The organism is Pseudarthrobacter sp. NIBRBAC000502771, from assembly GCF_006517215.1.
Lineage (GTDB): Bacteria > Actinomycetota > Actinomycetes > Actinomycetales > Micrococcaceae > Arthrobacter > Arthrobacter niigatensis.
The window spans coordinates 3341666-3358625 of sequence record NZ_CP041187.1 but is presented as its reverse complement, the minus strand read 5'-3'; the positions used below and the strand labels follow the sequence as shown (position 1 = coordinate 3358625).

Annotated in this window: 15 protein-coding genes and 1 tRNA gene; 11 read left to right on the top strand and 5 right to left on the bottom strand. The window is 67.3% G+C overall.

Annotation, left to right across the window (positions count from 1 at the left end):
• Positions 1-39: 39 nt before the first annotated feature.
• Positions 40-540, top strand: coding sequence for a MarR family winged helix-turn-helix transcriptional regulator (locus NIBR502771_RS15695; RefSeq protein ID WP_141160575.1), 501 nt, complete (start codon positions 40-42; stop codon positions 538-540).
• Positions 541-660: 120 nt separating this feature from the next.
• Here NIBR502771_RS15695 and NIBR502771_RS15690 read toward each other — a convergent pair whose 3' ends face one another.
• A complete protein-coding gene (locus tag NIBR502771_RS15690; protein WP_141160574.1) occupies positions 661-1623 on the bottom strand; it encodes an aldose 1-epimerase family protein in 963 nt (320 codons plus the stop codon).
• A gap of 14 nt (positions 1624-1637) precedes the next feature.
• Positions 1638-2684: a glucose 1-dehydrogenase gene (locus NIBR502771_RS15685; protein ID WP_141160573.1), complete on the bottom strand. Its 1047-nt coding sequence runs from the start codon at positions 2682-2684 to the stop codon at positions 1638-1640.
• Between the two features lie 223 nt (positions 2685-2907).
• On the opposite strand from NIBR502771_RS15685, the gene NIBR502771_RS15680 reads away from it, so the two are divergent.
• The 4 genes from NIBR502771_RS15680 to nrfD all read left to right on the top strand — a co-directional run bounded on the left by NIBR502771_RS15680 (position 2908) and on the right by nrfD (position 8862).
• Complete coding sequence (locus NIBR502771_RS15680) at positions 2908-3180, top strand: hypothetical protein (RefSeq protein ID WP_246839691.1); 273 nt, start codon at positions 2908-2910, stop codon at positions 3178-3180.
• Between the two features lie 167 nt (positions 3181-3347).
• Positions 3348-6680: a formate dehydrogenase gene (gene fdh / locus NIBR502771_RS15675; protein WP_141160572.1), complete on the top strand. Its 3333-nt coding sequence runs from the start codon at positions 3348-3350 to the stop codon at positions 6678-6680.
• A 98-nt stretch (positions 6681-6778) separates the two neighbouring features.
• The gene (locus tag NIBR502771_RS15670; protein ID WP_141160571.1) at positions 6779-7774 is read left to right on the top strand and encodes a 4Fe-4S dicluster domain-containing protein; all 996 of its coding nucleotides are present in this window, start codon (positions 6779-6781) and stop codon (positions 7772-7774) included.
• A complete protein-coding gene (gene nrfD, locus NIBR502771_RS15665; protein ID WP_141160570.1) occupies positions 7771-8862 on the top strand; it encodes an NrfD/PsrC family molybdoenzyme membrane anchor subunit in 1092 nt (363 codons plus the stop codon). The genes NIBR502771_RS15670 and nrfD overlap by 4 nt, the downstream gene beginning before the upstream one ends.
• A 21-nt stretch (positions 8863-8883) precedes the next feature.
• Here the strand turns inward: nrfD and selD are convergent, their stop codons facing one another.
• On the bottom strand, positions 8884-9888 hold the full coding sequence (selD, locus tag NIBR502771_RS15660; protein WP_370871415.1) for a selenide, water dikinase SelD: 1005 nt from the start codon (positions 9886-9888) through the stop codon (positions 8884-8886).
• A 64-nt stretch (positions 9889-9952) separates the two neighbouring features.
• On the opposite strand from selD, the gene NIBR502771_RS15655 reads away from it, so the two are divergent.
• The 3 genes from NIBR502771_RS15655 (at position 9953) to selB (ending at position 13215) form a co-directional block, all read left to right on the top strand.
• Positions 9953-10047: transfer RNA gene (locus NIBR502771_RS15655), tRNA-Sec, on the top strand.
• Between the two features lie 36 nt (positions 10048-10083).
• Positions 10084-11415, top strand: a complete 1332-nt coding sequence (selA, locus tag NIBR502771_RS15650; RefSeq protein WP_141160568.1) for an L-seryl-tRNA(Sec) selenium transferase — start codon at positions 10084-10086, stop codon at positions 11413-11415.
• A 3-nt stretch (positions 11416-11418) separates the two neighbouring features.
• The gene (gene selB, locus NIBR502771_RS15645; RefSeq protein ID WP_141160567.1) at positions 11419-13215 is read left to right on the top strand and encodes a selenocysteine-specific translation elongation factor; all 1797 of its coding nucleotides are present in this window, start codon (positions 11419-11421) and stop codon (positions 13213-13215) included.
• Between the two features lie 33 nt (positions 13216-13248).
• On the opposite strand, the gene NIBR502771_RS15640 is transcribed toward selB, so the two are convergent.
• On the bottom strand, positions 13249-13764 hold the full coding sequence (locus tag NIBR502771_RS15640) for a nucleoside kinase (protein WP_141160566.1): 516 nt from the start codon (positions 13762-13764) through the stop codon (positions 13249-13251).
• Positions 13765-13833: 69 nt separating this feature from the next.
• Here NIBR502771_RS15640 and NIBR502771_RS15635 point away from each other — a divergent pair, with 69 nt between their 5' ends.
• Positions 13834-14565, top strand: coding sequence for a lytic transglycosylase domain-containing protein (locus NIBR502771_RS15635; protein WP_371706603.1), 732 nt, complete (start codon positions 13834-13836; stop codon positions 14563-14565).
• A 37-nt stretch (positions 14566-14602) separates the two neighbouring features.
• Here NIBR502771_RS15635 and NIBR502771_RS15630 read toward each other — a convergent pair whose 3' ends face one another.
• Positions 14603-15367, bottom strand: a complete 765-nt coding sequence (locus tag NIBR502771_RS15630; RefSeq protein WP_246839690.1) for a cytochrome P450 — start codon at positions 15365-15367, stop codon at positions 14603-14605.
• A gap of 224 nt (positions 15368-15591) precedes the next feature.
• Between NIBR502771_RS15630 and NIBR502771_RS15625 the strand changes: the two genes are divergently transcribed.
• Both NIBR502771_RS15625 and NIBR502771_RS15620 read left to right on the top strand, forming a co-directional pair.
• Complete coding sequence (locus tag NIBR502771_RS15625) at positions 15592-15858, top strand: YciI family protein (protein ID WP_246839689.1); 267 nt, start codon at positions 15592-15594, stop codon at positions 15856-15858.
• 57 nt (positions 15859-15915) lie between these two features.
• A complete protein-coding gene (locus NIBR502771_RS15620; protein WP_141160563.1) occupies positions 15916-16947 on the top strand; it encodes an aldo/keto reductase in 1032 nt (343 codons plus the stop codon).
• Positions 16948-16960 lie beyond the last annotated feature (13 nt).

Sequence of the window (16960 nt, the reverse complement as noted above, 5' to 3'; positions counted from 1 at the left end):
ACTTTGCGGGAGAGCAACCAGCGGAGGAAACTGGTCCCCATGGATGCTGCTGGTGGACCTGAGCCCACGCCGGAACCTTCGAGCCGGGAAGTTGAGGCGGTGATGCTGGCCGCCGACACCCTTTTGCGGGTCGTGGCCCGCTCAGTGGCCGAGGTCGAGGATGTGGTGAACACTCCGCAGCTGCGCGTCCTGGTCCTCATCCACACCCGTGGACCGCAGAACCTTGGCGGGGTGGCAGCCGAACTGGGCGTGCACGCCTCCAATGCCACCCGCATCTGCGACCGCCTGGTCGCTGCCGGCCTGCTGGAGCGGAGGGAGGATCCTGCGGACCGGCGATACGTTCGCCTGGAACTCAGCGTGAAGGGAAAGTCCTTGGTGGACTCGGTGCTGGACCACCGGCGGCAGGCGATTGCGGAGGTCATTTCGCGTATGCCGTCGGGCCGCCGCCCAGCACTGGCTGCGGCCTTGGAAGCCTTCGCGGCCGCCGCCGGTGGCCAAGGCACTTCGGACGGCCGCTTTACCTTGGGAGCCGGCACCTGAAGTCGCCGGTTTCTGCTGCGGCAAGACATACTTCATTCAACTCCCATAGTTGCGTATACGCAATAGTTAGTGTTTTGCCTTCGATTGGAAAAGGCGCGGCGGCTCCTGGCCGCGCAGCACCTAGACCGGCCGTATGCCCCATTCGGCAGAGTGGGATTGCCCGGGTTCGAGTGTGGTCAGGCCTTCGCCGGAATTGAAGGCGTCAGGGGCGCATGTCATGGGTTCCACTCCCAGCCCGCTGCGGTGCCGCTCCTGCTCGGGAAGAGTGTCCCCGGTGAAAATCTCCAGGTACGGGTAAGCCTCGTCCACCCATAGTTCGACTCCTCCGGAGTGGTCCGGACGCAGGAGCTTTACCCGGGCGCGACCGTCACCGTCCCGCACCAGGCCGGTGTAGGCGACATCGACGTGCCGTCCGCCGAGCTGTTGGAGTTCCCGAAGATCATAGGCAGTGCCGTCCACTTGTTCATGCCCGGTGGGGATGCCCCGCTCATCCACCGGGAGGAAGGTGTGGCCGGGCACCTGGACCAATGCGGAGTCGATGGAACCCCGGCGCCCCACGCCCGTACTGAGATAGGGATGCGCCCCGGTGCCGTAGGGGCACGGTTCCAGGCTGCGGTTCACTGACGTAGTGCGAACTCTCAACCCGCCCTCGCCAATCCGGTAGTCCAGGCGGCAGTCGAGCACCCAGGGCCATCCCTGGCAGGCGTGCAGGGTGTATGCGAACGAGATTGCATCCTCCGTATGGTGCAGCACGGCCCAGTTCCGCCAACGTGTCAGCCCATGGATCGCTCCGCCCTTGTCCGGCTCGCTCAGGTCAAGCTGGAGGCGCCTGCCTTCCCAGTTGTAACTGCCGCTGCTGATTCGGTTGGGCCACGGAATGAGGGACTGCCCGCGCGCGCCCGTGCACATGGCCTCCGGGCCGTACCCATCCAGCAGGCTCCGGCCGTCGTGTTGGTATGTCCGCAGGGCGCCTCCAACCTCGGTCAAAATGACCTCGTGCCCGCCGGAGGCTATTGCATATTGCCGCCCCGAAGGGAGCCGGCGGTCGGTTCCGGGGTCCCTATAGGATGGTTCCTTGGTCATGGCGGCGGCCTCCTTTAGTGGGTCAGGTCCAGGACGACCTTGACGTCGTCGGACCGGTGCTGGAAAGCATCAGCGAAGTCCGCCAAAGGAATCCGCCGGGTGATGAGGCGTCGCAGCCAGTCGTGATCTGCCTTGGCAAGTGCCTGGGCGGCAGCGTCATAGTGGCGCCGATTGGCGTTGACGCTCCCAAAAACCACTCCGTTCATGAGCACCTCCTCCCGGTTGAGGGCGCCGACATCCACCTTTGTCTGTTTTCCGGTCCCCGAGACGCCGGTGAGGCAGGTGATGGCGTCCTGGTCCCGGCACTTAAGGGCATCAAGGACCACCTGGGTGACTCCGGTGCATTCGACCAGGACGTCGGGCTTCAGGCCTGATTCCGGGAGGGGTTCGCTGTGGTAGGACGCCCCCAGGTCGCGGACAAGCTGTGGTTTCAGTCCGTCCGTGACGACGTCGAAGACATGGACCTCAAGGCCCTGTTGGACTCCTAAGAGTGCCGCGAGCAGTCCAACGGGTCCCGCGCCGGTAACCACCGCCGTGTGGGGGTCGAAAAAGGCGCGCTGCCCGATTCTGTTGATCTGTTCCCAGGCTTTGGCAACAATCGTGGTGGGTTCGAGCAGGACCCCCACGTCCTCCAGGCCGGAGCCGAGCTTGACCATGGCATCGGCGTCCGCCCGCCAGTGCTGCCGCGCGAAACCGTCCAGGCCCTTGATGCCGTGCTCGGTGTAGTTGCCGTTCAGGCACATGTCCCATTCACCCGCGGCGCAGGCCTTGCAGGGTTCCGGGTCAGGGCGGCGGACAATTCCCACCACCAAGTCACCCTTTTCCAAGCCGGACGCCGGGGGAGCGGCCACCACCCGGCCAAGATTTTCGTGCCCGAGCACCAGGAAGTCCTGGCCCGGCGGCGCTTCCCCGTATTCAGCCTTGATGATCTCGATGTCGGTCCCGCAGAGCCCTACCGCCAGTGCCTCCACCAGCACCTGGCCCTCATTTTCGGGCGGCTCCGGGAGGTCTCGAAGGCGTAAAGAGTCTGTTGACCCCGGTGTCACTGTCAGTGCACGCATCGTCTCTCCTCAAGTGGACAGTCCGTACAGCCAGTCTCGTTCGTTATTTGCGGTTACGCAATGATCAGTGGGCTGCGAATATTTGCTGCTGCTCGGTGGTCCAGTACGCAGCCGTGCAGGTGATGTCGGCCTCCAGTCGTCCCGGAAGGGAATATTGCGGCCCGCTTCCGCCTTGTCAATGGTGAGGCGCCGACCGGTGGCTGCCTCACCCGAAAGGACTCCCTTGCCCGTAGCTTTCATTCCATTCACCATGCACGCGTCCGCGCGGCATGACCACCGACGCACCTTCCGCACCGACATCGAACGCCTGACCGACGGACACCTCCGGTCGACGCCCCTGGACGTTATCAGGTCAACAAACACCCAGGCTGTGTTCCGCGGCGCAGTGCCGAAAGGCGCGCATACAGCCACGGATGCCAGCCTGGCCCGGTACCTTCAGGACCGGCTCGCAAGCGAGAACATCCACCTCGACCTCAGCGTCAGTATCGAACGGTAAACCAAACGTGCAGCGCGGGCCACCGGGCTGTCACACTGGCCGCTGCAGCCCCGGGATATCCGGGCCGGCAGCGGCTTTTTTGGTTTTAAGCCGGACGCTTGCATGACAACAGGACACGCCTGGCCCCGTCCTGTTGCTCTGGCCGCTCTCTGGGATATGCTCCAGAAATGGCACCGCGAAGTTTTCTTCAATGGCCGGTCGTCCGTCAACTGACCACGGGCGACCTCTTGGGCCGTGGACCGTCGGTAACCTCGGCCAGGACGAAGGCCATTGCCCCCCGGACCGCAACTGCCGACCGCGTCGTGCAAAGTGTGTGCCCCTACTGCGCAGTGGGATGCGGGCAGCGCGTCTACGTCAAGGACGAGAAAGTCATCCAGATCGAAGGCGATCCGGATTCACCGATTTCCCGCGGCCGGCTCTGCCCCAAGGGTTCCGCCAGCGAGCAACTGGTAAATTCGCCGGGCAGGCAGACCAAGGTCCTTTACCGTGCGCCGCGATCTACCGAATGGCAGCGCCTGGACCTGGCCACCGCCGTCGAGATGATCGCGGAGAGGTTCATCGAAACCCGCCGCCGGACGTGGCAGCAGGAAGATGAACACGGCCGGCTGCTGCGCAGGACCATGGGCATCGCCTCACTGGGCGGCGCAACCTTGGACAACGAAGAGAACTACTTAATCAAGAAGCTCTTTACGGCTGCCGGGGCGGTGCAGACCGAGAACCAGGCGCGTATTTGACACTCCGCAACGGTTCCCAGTTTGGGAGCCTCGTTTGGACGCGGTGGCGCTACGCAGTCACTGCAGGACATGGCCAACGCCGACTGCATCATCATCCAGGGTTCCAACATGGCCGAGTGCCATCCCGTGGGATTCCAGTGGGTTGCCGAGGCCAAGGCCCGCGGAGCCAAGGTCATCCACATCGACCCCCGGTTCACGCGGACGTCCGCGGTTTCGGACAAGCACATCCCCATTCGGGCTGGATCTGACGTTGTGCTGCTTGGCGCGCTCATCAACTACGTGATCGCCAACGACCTCTGGTTCAAGGAGTACGTCAGCGCGTACACCAACGCTGCCACCCTGGTCCACGACGATTACCGGGACGCCGAGGACCTGGGCGGCCTGTTCTCCGGATTCGACCCGGAGCGGCGGGCCTACGACACATCCTCCTGGGGTTACGCCGAAAAAGACGACGGTGTAATCGACGACCCTGGTTCCGGATCTGAACATGGCGCCGATGCCGGGGCGCGTGCCCACGGCGACACGTTCGGCAGCGGTGGTCCGCCCATGGAACATGCCGAAGTACTGCGTGACGACACCCTGCAGAACCCCCGGACGGTCTTCCAGATCGTGAAGCGGCACTACGCCCGCTACACGCCTGAGATGGTCCAGGACATGTGCGGCATCAGTGTCGCGGACTTCGAATACCTGGCGCGCACCATCACTGAGAACTCGGGACGCGACCGGACCACCTGCTTCGCATACGCCGTGGGATGGACCCAGCATTCCCTGGGCACACAGTTCATTCGCGCCGCAGCGATCCTGCAGCTCCTGCTCGGAAACGTGGGAAGGCCGGGCAGTGGAATCATGGCCCTGCGCGGCCACGCCAGCATCCAGGGCTCCACCGACATCCCAACCCTGTTCAACCTGCTGCCCGGATACCTGCCGATGCCGAGCGCGGGCCGCCACGACACCCTCGAAGAGTATCTGGCGGTTGTGGGATCCAAGCAGCAAAAAGGCTTCTGGGCCGACGCGGACGCCTACACCATCAGCCTGCTCAAGGCCTGGTGGGGGGAGGCAGCAACGGCAGAGAACGACTGGGCTTTTGACTACCTTCCGAGGCTCACCGGCGCCCACGGGACGTATGAGACTGTGATGGGCATGCTCGAGGACCAGGTGGAGGGCTACTTCCTGCTCGGCCAGAACCCGGCGGTCGGCTCGGCGCACGGCCGGATGCAGCGCCTGGGAATGTCGCACCTGAAGTGGCTGGTGGTCCGGGACCTGAACATGATCGAGTCGGCGACCTGGTGGAAGGACGGCCCGGAAATCGAATCAGGGGAACTCCGCACCGAGGACATCGAGACCGAGGTCTTCTTCCTGCCGGCAGCAACGCACGTGGAGAAGGCCGGGTCCTTCACCCAGACCCAGCGGCTGCTTCAGTGGCGGCACCAGGCGGTGGCCCCGCCGGGGGAGTGCCAGAGCGAACTGCAGTTCTTCTTCGAACTGGGCAACCGGATCCGGGAGAAGCTGGCCGGCTCGCAGGACGAGCGTGACCGTCCGCTGCTGGACCTGACGTGGGACTACCCCACGGACGAACACGGCGACCCCGACGCCGAGGCAGTGCTGGCCGAAATCAACGGCCGCCACATGGCCGGTGCCGACGCCGGCAAGCCCCTTTCCGCCTACACCGAACTGCGCGCCGACGGTTCCACGGCTGCCGGCTGCTGGATCTACACGGGCGTCTATGCCGACGGTTTCAACCACGCTGCCAACCGCAAGCCCGGCCGGGAGCAGGGGCCCGCGGCTTCCGAATGGGGTTGGGCGTGGCCCGCGAACCGGCGCATCCTGTACAACCGGGCCTCGGCCGACCCTGCAGGTAAACCCTGGAGCGAGCGGAAGAAGTACATCTGGTGGGACCAGGAGCAGGGTAAATGGGTGGGCGACGACGTGCCCGACTTCCCGGTCGACCTGGCGCCGGACAGCAAACCCGATCCGTCCGTCGGCGGTCCGGCCGCACTCAGCGGTGACGACCCCTTCATCATGCAGGCCGACGGCAAGGGCTGGTTGTTTGCGCCGAAGGGCCTGATGGACGGGCCCCTTCCCACGCACTACGAGGCGCAGGAATCGCCGGTTGCCAACGCGCTGTACCCGCAGCAGCAAAACCCGGCAAGGCTGGTGTTCCCCCGCGCGGACAACCTCAGCGCGCCGAGCGCCGGTACCAGCGGGGCAGACGTCTACCCGTTCGTCTTCACCACATACCGCCTCACCGAGCACCATACGGCGGGCGGAATGAGCCGCTGGCTCCCGTACCTGTCGGAGCTGCAGCCGGAGATGTTCTGCGAGGTCTCGCCCGAACTGGCCGCCGAACGTGGCCTGGAGCCATACGGGTGGGCCACCATAATTTCGCCCCGCTCCGCCATCGAGGCGAAGGTGCTTGTCACTGACCGGATGGCGCCCCTCAAGGTCGGCGGCCACACCGTGCACCAGATCGGGCTGCCCTACCACTGGGGCGTCGGCAGTAACGCAGTCGTCAGCGGGGACGCCGCCAACGACCTGCTGGGTGTGACGCTGGACCCCAACGTACAAATCCAGGAATCCAAGGTGGCCTCCTGCGACATCCGTCCGGGGCGCCGGCCGCGGGGCAAGGATTTGCTGGCCTTGGTGGCCGAGTACCAGGCGAGAGCCGGGGTAACCACCGCGACCAGCAACCAGGCGGTCACTGACCCTGCTGCGGAGGGCATCGAACCCGCTGGCGGCAATGGCCACGCCGATGGTGGGCCGCGATGATGAGAGTCATCGTTGGCCCTGCCGACACAAACCTTGCCCGGCCCGGAACGCAGCCCCAGTGCAGCGTTCCGGGCATCGACCCGACGTTGGAGAACTAGATGGGCCAGCTGTCCGGACCGACCGACCCCACCGCCGATGCCCATTGGGAGCACAACCATCCGCGGAAGGGATTCTTCACCGACACCTCGATCTGCATTGGCTGCAAGGCCTGCGAAGTGGCCTGCAAGGAGTGGAACCACAACCCTCAGGACGGCAACCTCGAACTTCTGGGGTCCTCCTACGACAACACCGGTTCGCTGGGCGCCAGCACGTGGCGGCATGTCGCCTTCATCGAACAGGGCCAGGAACGCATCGTCGAAGCCCGCGAATCGGGACGGGCCCTGGTCAGCCTGGGCATGCCCCGGATCGGTCCTCCCACGCCGGCTGCAATAGACCAGGCTGATACCACCCCGCCGGACACCGCCGATTTCCGCTGGCTGATGTCCTCCGACGTGTGCAAGCACTGTACCCACGCCGGGTGCCTGGACGTCTGCCCCACCGGCGCGCTGTTCCGCACCGAGTTCGGCACCGTGGTGGTGCAGGACGACGTCTGCAACGGCTGCGGAACCTGCGTGGCCGGGTGCCCGTTCGGCGTCATTGAACGCCGCAGCAACGGCACCGTCAAGGTCGCCACCAGCAGGGAGGACCAGCACGCCAAGCATCCCGCCGTCCCCAACGAGGGCATCGCCCAAAAGTGCACGCTGTGTTACGACCGCCTGGTGGCCGACGAGACACCGGCGTGTGCAAAGGCGTGCCCGACGACGTCCATCAAGTTTGGCGACCACGATGCCATGGTGGAGACGGCCCGGGAACGCGTTGACACCCTGCATGCACAGGGAATGACCGAGGCCAGGCTGTACGGCGCGAATGAAAACGACGGCGTCGGCGGCACCGGATCGGTGTTCCTCCTCCTGGACGAACCGGAGGTCTACGGACTTCCACCGGACCCACGGGTACCCACCGCTGACCTGCCGACGATGTACCGGCGGGCTGGCCTGGCAGTGGCGGGAATGGCCGCGGCGGCTGCGCTGGCTTTCCTGGGAGGACGCGCGTGACACTTTCCGAGTTCGACAGTTTCCGGCCATCCGAACCTGCCCGCCGTCGCCGTGAGGGTGGCAAACGTGGCTCCGGCCGCCGTCGGGACAGCGGTGACGGTTCCCGGGAAATGCCGATGGTTCCGGAGCCGGAATTCACTTCCTACTACGGCCGTCCGGTGGTTAAGCCTGCCCCCTGGGGCGATGACGTCGCGATCTACCTTTTCCTGGGTGGCGTGGCCGCCGGATCGGCTTTCCTTGGCCTCGGCGGGCAACTGACCGGACGCCCGGTGCTGCGCAGAAATGCGCGGCTGGGCGCCCTGGCTGCAGTGGGCGCCGGCGCAGTTTTCCTGGTGAAGGACCTGGGCCGGCCGGAGCGGTTCCTGCACATGCTGCGGACTTTCAAGGTCACCTCGCCGATGAGCGTCGGCTCGTGGATCCTCAGCGCCTTCAGCGCCGGCGCGGGAGTATCAGCTGTGGCGGAAATCGACCGGATGAGCGGAAACCGGCTGCCCTTGGGTCCCTTGCGCAAAGTGCTGAAGGCGGTCGAAGGACCAGCCGGCATCGAAGCCGCAGTTTTCGCCGGACCCCTGGCTGCCTACACAGCCGTCCTCCTGGGCGATACTGCCACACCGACGTGGAACGCCGCCCATGAGGAACTGCCGTTCGTTTTCGTGAGTTCCGCCTGCCTGGCCTCTGCCGGCCTGGCCATGGTCACGACGCCGGTAAGCGAAACAGGTCCGGCGCGGAATCTCGCCGTGCTGGGCGTGCTGGGCGACGTTGCGGCCATGAAGGTGATGGAGCACCGGATGGACCCGGTTGCCGCCGAGCCGCTGCACCAGGGCAAGGCCGGGACAATGCTCAAATGGAGTGAGCGGCTGGCCGTCGCCGGCGGCCTTGGCGCGCTGCTCGGCGGACGGAACCGTATGGTGGCCGCGGCCTCGGGACTGGCGCTGCTTACCGCTTCGGCACTGACCCGGTTCGGTGTGTTCGAGGCGGGCCTCGCCTCGGCCAGGGATCCAAGGTACACCATTGAACCGCAAAAGAACCGGCTGGCGGCCCGCCGCGCGGCCGGGGTCACCGGCGATTCAATTACCACCGGCAGCTGACCGGCTGCCCCTAAGAGGGCCTCAACGGACTTCGATGCCCTGCCCGGCGGTGGTGTGGCCAATGACGGGGTGCCCCGGCAGCTCGCCTACAACGAGCAGGCCGCCTGAGGTTTGGGCATCAGCCAGGAGCAGCAGGTCGTCGTCACTGACGCCGGCGGCGGCGCTGAGATGCGGCCGGACCCAGTCCAGGTTGCGCCGGGTACCCCCGGACACGAAACCGTCCCGGAGCGCCTCGCGGGCTCCCTGGATCACCGGTACCGAGGCCAGGTCAACCACCGCCCCGACGTCCGAGGCCCGGACCATCTTGTAAAGGTGTCCAAGAAGCCCGAATCCGGTCACGTCGGTTGCCGCCCTGACACCGGCAGCCACCGCGGCGTCGGCCGCGTCGCGGTTCAGGGCAGCCATGGTTTCCACGGCTTCAGGGAACACCTCGCCGGTCTGCTTGTGCCGGTTGTTGAGAAGTCCGACGCCGATTGGCTTGGTGAGCGTAATGGGCAGTCCGGGCCGGGCGGCATCGTTGCGCAGCAAACGGTCCGGATGCGCCACGCCCGTCACTGCCATGCCGTACTTTGGCTCAGGGTCATCAATTGAGTGGCCCCCAAGAACCGGACAACCCGCCTGCGAGGCTACGCTCAGCCCGCCGCGCAGGACTTCGGTCATCAGCTCCATGGGGAGGACGCCCCGGGGCCAGCCGATGAGGTTGATCGCCGTGATTGGCCGGCCGCCCATGGCGTAAATGTCCGAGAGCGCATTGGCTGCGGCGATCCGGCCCCAGTCGAAGGCGTCGTTGACCACGGGAGTGAAAAAGTCCGCCGTGGTCAGGACGGCAAGGTCCTCACGCACCAGGACCACCGCCGCGTCGTCGCCAGTGTCGAGGCCCACCAGTACCTCGGCTCCGGGCTGGCCGATCAGGCCACGGACCGCGTCTTCGAGCTCGCCCGGAGGAATTTTGCAGGCGCAGCCACCCCCGTGGGCATAGTCGGTGAGCCGGACTGCGCCGGCGGCACCTGCATCGAGTTGCTGGATTGACGTCTGGGCCTCATTCACCTGCCCAGCGTACCTTCAAGGCAACCCTGCTATATTGAGGCGCGGTGGCGTCCGGGTCCTGGTGGGCCCCCCGGTCTTCAAAACCGGTGCGGCTGAGCATCTCGGCCTGGCGGGTTCGATTCCCGTCCGCCACCGCCAACTTTCGGCAACGAATGCCGCGATACGAGGAGGGCTGTGGACCAGGTCGATCCCCGGCGCCTGATTCCCCGCACGAATGACCTGCTGGCACTGCCGGCGGTCCGCGAGGCCCGCACCCGGCTGAACGGGCGCATCATCCGCGAACTCGTCCGGGATGTCCAGGAGCAGGCCCGGAGCGGCGGGCTCCCGGCCGGCCAGGTGGAACCTGTCCTGCTGGCTGCCGTCGCTGCCCGGACGGCAACAACCCTGCGCCCGGTCTTGAACGCCACCGGTGTCATCGTGCACACCAACCTGGGGCGTGCGCCGCTTTCCGAAGGCGCTGTTGCCGCCCTCGTCGCGGCCAGCGGCTACGTGGACGTGGAGCTGGACCTGTCGGACGGCAGCCGTTCACGCCGCGGCGCCGGAGCCCGCGCCGCCCTCCTCGCTGCATGTCCTGCGGCCGAGGACGCGCTGGTGGTGAACAACGGAGCGGCAGCACTGGTGCTCGCCACGACGGCCCTGGCGGCCGGCCGCGAGGTGGTGCTGAGCCGGGGCGAACTGGTGGAAATCGGTGCCGGGTTCAGGCTCACCGACCTGATGGAATCCACGGGTGCAAGGCTTCGCGAAGTAGGCACCACCAACCGGACCCACCTCCATGACTACGCCGGGGCGCTCGGACCGGATACCGGGTGCATCCTCAAGGTCCACCCCAGCAATTTCCGTGTTGACGGCTTTACCTCGGCTGTTCCCATGGCTGAGCTGAGCCGGCTGGCTGCCGGCAACGGGGTACCCCTCGTGGCTGACCTCGGCAGCGGACTGCTGGCACCGGACCCGTTCCTGCCGGATGAACCGGATGCCGCCACCGCTTTGGCGAGTGGGGCCGACGTCGTGATTGCCAGCGGCGACAAACTGCTGGGCGGCCCCCAGGCCGGCCTGCTGCTGGGCCGCAGGGAAGTCATCGCGCGGCTGGCGCGCCACCCGCTGGCCCGCGCGGTCAGGGCCGATAAACTTGCCCTTGCCGCCCTGGAGGCGACCGTTGCCGGCGGCCCGCCGCCGGTCGTCCAGGCGCTGCACGCCGACGCCGGGCAACTGCGCCGCCGAACTGACCGGCTGGCCCGGGAACTTGGTGCAGCCGTGGTCCCGCATGACGGCAGGGTAGGCGGCGGAGGTGCCCCGGGGGTTCCCCTGGCCGGGTGGGCACTCCGGCTCCCGGAAGGCGTCGCCCGGCTCCTGCGGACCGGGGATCCGGCCGTGCTGCCGCGCGTCCACGACGGCTTCTGTTTGGTTGACCTGCGGTGCGTCCCCGAACGGGACGACGCCCGGATCGCCGCGGCCGTACGGGAGGCGTTGGCAAGCCTCGAAGCCGCGGATGCCGGCAGGGCGGGCTGAGCGGTGCACGTCGTTGCCACAGCCGGACATGTCGATTCCGGTAAAAGCACCCTGGTCCGTGCCCTCACCGGCATGGAACCGGACCGCTGGGAGGAAGAACGCCGCCGCGGCTTGACCATCGACCTTGGCTACGCCTGGACCACGTTGCCCTCCGGGCAGGATGTTGCGTTCGTCGACGTACCCGGCCACGAACGGTTCCTCGGAAACATGCTGGCCGGCATTGGGCCGGCGCCGGTGGTCTGCTTCGTGGTGGCCGCGGACGAGGGCTGGCAGGCCCAGTCCAGCGACCACCGGGACGCCGTTGCTGCGTTGGGCATCGACCACGGCGTCGTGGTGCTGAGCCGGGCAGACCGGGCCACGGGGCAGCAGGTTGCAGACGTGCTCTCGCGGACCCGCGCAGAGCTGGCCGGGACAGGGCTGCGGGATGCTCCCGCGGTGGTGGTGTCCGCCATCGACGGGACCGGGCTTCCGGAGTTACGGGCAACGCTCGACGACGTCCTGGCCCGGGTGCCTGCCCCGGTCACCACCGGGCGGGTCAGGTTGTGGGTGGACCGCTCGTTTACCATCACCGGTTCCGGAACCGTGGTGACCGGAACCCTGGCGGCAGGAACGCTGGCCCAGGGCGACCGGCTGGAACTGCTCGGGCACACCGGTACCCGGACTGTGGTGGTCCGGGGCCTGCAAAGCCGTGACACCTCCTACCCTTCCGTGGAGCCGGTAAGCCGAGTGGCATTGAACCTGCGCGACGTTGCAGCGACGGACGTCCGGCGCGGAGACGCCCTGGTCTCCCCGGGCGCCTGGCCCACCACGGCCGTGGTGGGCATCCACCGCACCACCGGGGCGGCATACACGGACGTAACGGAACAACTCATGGTCCATGTCGGCACCGCATCCGTGCCGGCCCGGCTGCGTCCCTTCGGGGCGGACCACGCCCGGCTGGTCCTCGACCGGCACCTGCCCCTGGTCCTGGGGGACCGGCTGGTGCTGCGCGACCCCGGAAGCCGCACCGTGCTGGGCGGCGCACGCATCCTCGATGCCGACCCCCCGGTCCTGCGGCGGCGCGGTGACGGTGCCCACTGGGCCCAGCGCCTTGCGGGGATGGATCCCTCAGGTGATGTGCTGGGGGAAGTGGCGGCCCGCAGGGCCGTGCAGCCAGACCGCCTGCGCCGGCTCGGACTGCTGTCCGGGCATGACGCCGAGGCACCCGCCGGCGTGCAGGTCATCGAGGACTGGTGGGTGCACGCTCCCGTCTTTCAGTCCTGGCAGCACCAGCTGCGCGCCGCGGTCCAGGCGCTGCAGGAGCGGGACGCCCTGGCACCGGGCCTTTCCATGGGCGCCGCACGGGACCTCCTCAAGTTGCCCGACGAGAAGCTGCTTTCCCACGTCATCCTCGGGGCCGGCCTGGAACAGGACGGCGGCCACGTCCGGATTCCCGGGAGCCAGGGCAACCTTGGACACATCGAGCCGGCCATCGCCAGGCTGGAGGGCAGGCTCGGCGTGGACGCCTTCCGCGCCCCCGAAGCCGATGAGCTGGCGGCACTCGGCCTGGGTGCCCGCGAGCTCGCCGCGGCCGAGCGCACCGGACGCATACTGAGGCTGCGCGACGGGGTGGTGCTGCTGCCCACCGCACCGGCTCTGGCCATGCGCACCCTCGCCGGTTTGGAGCAGCCCTTCACCACGAGCCAGGCGCGCCAGGCCCTCGGCACGACACGCCGGATAGCCGTGCCGCTGCTGGAACACCTCGATGCCCGCGGCTGGACCAGGAGGCTCGACGCCGGGCACCGCACCGTAGTGCGCTGACCCGCCGTCGGCCGGGAAAGCCGCCGGCCCCGGCTAGCCGGGGCCGCCGTCCCGGACATGGCGCAGGATGTCGTCCACTACGCGCGCGAGCGGCGCGGAGGCGTCGATTGGGATGCCGCCCGGCGGGATTTCTTCCCGGGTTACGTGCAGGTGTTCGATCAGCTGCCGTTCCGCCGCCTGGCCGCCCCATTCGTCCGGCGGCCGCTGGTCAAGGCGCCGACGCAGGGTTTCAACATCCGGCTCCAGGACGAAGACGGCATCGAACAGGTCGATGAAGGAGGCCAGGTTCCTGGACCCGCCGCAGAAGAATGTCGCTGGTTCCCGCTGGTCTGCGGCCAGCTCCCGGACGTCGGCCACCCGCCAGAGGTGATGGCTGTGCACTGCGGTTCCGGTGATCCCCGCAACCGGTTCGCCGGTTTCCGGATCACCTTGGTAGGCGAGGTCACGGTCTCCGTTGATGGCCTGGTAGCCGCGCCGCCGCAGTTCATGGCATACAGCGGTCTTACCTGTACCGGAACCGCCCTCGACAAGGTAATTCTTCCTGCCCATGCCTGATGGTACCGACGAACGGCAGGGGTGTGATGGTTTGATTGGTCGGTGCTTCGTGTAAAACGCTTTGTGGTCTTCAGCCTTTTCGTGCTCTGTGCCAGTGCAGCGTTCTCTTTCTGGGTGATGGGCCAGGCAGGCGCCGGGGACATCGCCGCCACGCCGGCGCCGCCCCTCGCCGCGGCCAGGCTCCAGGCCGCGCCTGACGGGATCGCCACCGCCGTCAACGTCACACCGGTCCCCGAATCCACGTGGCTTGGCCACGCCGCCGCAGCAACCGGAATTCCCGTGCGCGCGCTGCGCGCCTACGTCAGTGCCGTTGTCACCGCCAACCAAGCTGCTCCCGCGTGTGGAATCGGCTGGAACACTTTGGCCGCCGTCGGCTTCGTCGAATCAGCCCACGGAACCTACGGCGGCGGCAGCCTGAGTTCCGCCGGCCAGGCCAGCGGCCCGATCGTGGGCCCGAGCCTCAACGGTGCGGGGTTCGCCGCCATTCCGGACACCGACGGCGGAGCCTTGGACGGTGACGCGCATTGGGACCACGCGGTGGGCCCGATGCAGTTCATCCCCTCCACGTGGCGGATCGCCGGGATGGACGGGAACGGGGATGGGGCAGCGGACCCGTTCAACATTGACGATGCAGCCTTAAGTGCGGCCACATATCTGTGCGGCCACGGCGGTGACCTCACCACTGCCCGGGGCTGGACGGATGCAGTGCACGCCTACAACCAGTCCGACGCCTACCTCCGCCAGGTGCGCTCCCAGGCCACCGCCTACGCAGCGGCAACGGACACGGTCCAATGACGGGAAGGCGAAGCAGCGGGCCCCGGCGTCCTGCCCGTCAGGCGCGCTGCCAGGTGACCGGAAGCTCCTTCAACCCGTAAACGATGCTGCTTTCCATGCGTTCCAGTTCCGCTCCGGGAGCCAGGGAGAGGCCCGGCAGGCGGGTCAGCAGCGCCTCCAGGGCGATCCTGGCCTCAAGCCGTGCCAGCGGGGCACCCAGGCAAAAGTGGATGCCATGGCCGAAGGCCAGGTGCCGGTTGGGGCTGCGGTCGATGTCGAACTCAGCGGCCGCCGGGAACTGCTGCCCGTCGCGGTTGGCCGAGCCGATCCACGCCACTATCGGAGCGCCGGCGGGAACCCTTTGGCCGCTGAGGACAGTTTCCGCGACCGCCACCCGGTACATGGACTGGACCGGTGACCGAAAGCGGAGGACTTCTTCGAGCGCCTGGGGGAGCAGGCCCGGTTCCTCAAGGAGCCGGCCAAGCGTGCCGGGTGACTCGGCCAGGCACAAAACGGCGTTGCCAATCAGGTTGGCGGTGGTCTCATTGCCTGCAACCAGCAGGAGGCTGCAGAAACCGAGCAGTTCCGGCACCGTCAGCCGTTGCCCGCCGATCTCCGCGGACAGCAGGCTGCTGATAAGGTCCGTGCCGGGCCTGCTCCGGCGCCGGTCGATCAGGGCGAGGAAGTATTCCACCATTTCTGACGTGGTGGTGTCCTGGGTTTCGCCCGCGGGAGCGGTCCGCGTTTGGCTGACGATGACATCAGACCAGTGCTTGAAGCGCTCCCGGTCCTCCGCGGGAATGCCCAACAGCTCCGAAATCACGATGACCGGCAACGGATAGGCCAGGTCCCTGATCAGGTCCGCGCTTCCGCCGGCAGCGATCCCGTCGAGGAGCTCGTTGGTGAGTCCGGCGATGCGGGGAGCCAGACCGGAGATTTTTGATCCTAGCCCTGGCGGGCCCCGGCGTCATCAGGTGCGGGCCGCCAGGTGCGCGTCCGGCACGTATGGCCGGGGGATGGGGTAAGTTCGGCCCTATGGAATGCGTAGTGATCTACAGCGTGCGCGAGGGTGTGGACAGGGCGACGGTCATGTCCGTCTATCCCCGGCACAAGGCCTTCTACGAAGCTTTCCGGGCCGACGGCGGAGGGCTGACTGCCCTGGGCCCTTTCCAGTCTCCCGAAGCCGGCCTGAGCTCAATGGGCATCTTCACTTCGCGCAGTGAAGCTGAACGGTTCATCGCCGGAGACCCCTTCGTAACCGAGGGGCTCGCAGACCCCAAGCTGCTCGAATGGAATGCCGTGCACCTCGCCTGAGGGACGCAGCCGCACGCAACTTTCCCACCAACCGACCACTGAACGCGAGGACTCACCATGCAGCACCGGACCCTGGGCCACAGCGGCGCCGTCGTCACCAGCTTCGCGCTGGGCACCATGACGTTCGGCGCGGAGGCGACCGAAGAAACCTCCCACGACATCCTGGACAGCTACTTCGACGCGGGCGGCAACTTCATTGATACCGCCGACGTCTACAGCTCGGGAGTGTCCGAAGAGATCATTGGGCGCTGGCTGGCCAGGCGGGCGGGCCTGAGGGACCAGGCGGTGATCGCCACCAAAGGGCGTTTCCCCATGGGAACGGCACCGAACGACGTCGGAACATCGCGCCGGCACTTGACCCGCGCACTCGATGATTCCCTCCGCCGCCTGGGAGTGGAACAGATCGACCTCTACCAGATGCACGCGTGGGACCCCATCACCCCCCTGGAGGAGACCGTTCGGTTCCTGGACGACGCCGTAGGCCGCGGGAAAATCGCGTACTACGGGTTTTCGAATTTCCTGGGCTGGCAGCTCACCAAGGCTGTCCATGTTGCACGCAGCCAGGGCTGGAACCCGCCCGTCAGCCTGCAGCCCCAATACAGCCTCCTGGTCCGGGACATCGAACATGAGATCGTACCGGCCGCGCTTGACGCAGGAATCGGCCTGTTGCCGTGGTCGCCGCTGGGCGGAGGATGGTTGTCCGGCAAGTACCGCCGCGACCAGCGGCCTTCCGGGGCAACCCGCCTGGGGGAGAACCCCGAACGCGGCATGGAAGCCTGGAAGGCACGCAATGACAACCCGCGTACGTGGGCAGTCATCGACGCCGTCGAAGATATCGCTGCCCACCACAATGTGAGCCCGGCCCAGGTGGCACTGGCCTGGCTGGCACACCGGCCCGCCGTGACGTCCGTAATCCTGGGTGCCCGCTCCACGGAGCAGCTTGCCGACAACCTGGCGGCCGCCCAGCTGCAGCTCAGCGCCGAAGAGGTCGCCCGTCTCACCCTGGCCAGCCAGCCCGACGTGGGGGTCTATCCCTACGGGCCCATGGCCCAGGAACAGCGCAGCCGCAAAATGGAGGGCGGACGGTAGCGCCCCACCGGCG

Bases quoted from the DNA above. Each gene is read 5' to 3' on its own strand.
- NIBR502771_RS15695 (WP_141160575.1), top strand. From the start codon at position 40: ATGGATGCTGCTGGTGGACCTGAGCCCACGCCGGAACCTTCGAGCCGG.
- NIBR502771_RS15690 (WP_141160574.1), bottom strand. From the start codon at position 1,623: ATGACCAAGGAACCATCCTATAGGGACCCCGGAACCGACCGCCGGCTC.
- NIBR502771_RS15685 (WP_141160573.1), bottom strand. From the start codon at position 2,684: ATGCGTGCACTGACAGTGACACCGGGGTCAACAGACTCTTTACGCCTT.
- NIBR502771_RS15670 (WP_141160571.1), top strand. From the start codon at position 6,779: ATGGGCCAGCTGTCCGGACCGACCGACCCCACCGCCGATGCCCATTGG.
- NIBR502771_RS15640 (WP_141160566.1), bottom strand. From the start codon at position 13,764: ATGGGCAGGAAGAATTACCTTGTCGAGGGCGGTTCCGGTACAGGTAAG.
- NIBR502771_RS15620 (WP_141160563.1), top strand. From the start codon at position 15,916: ATGCAGCACCGGACCCTGGGCCACAGCGGCGCCGTCGTCACCAGCTTC.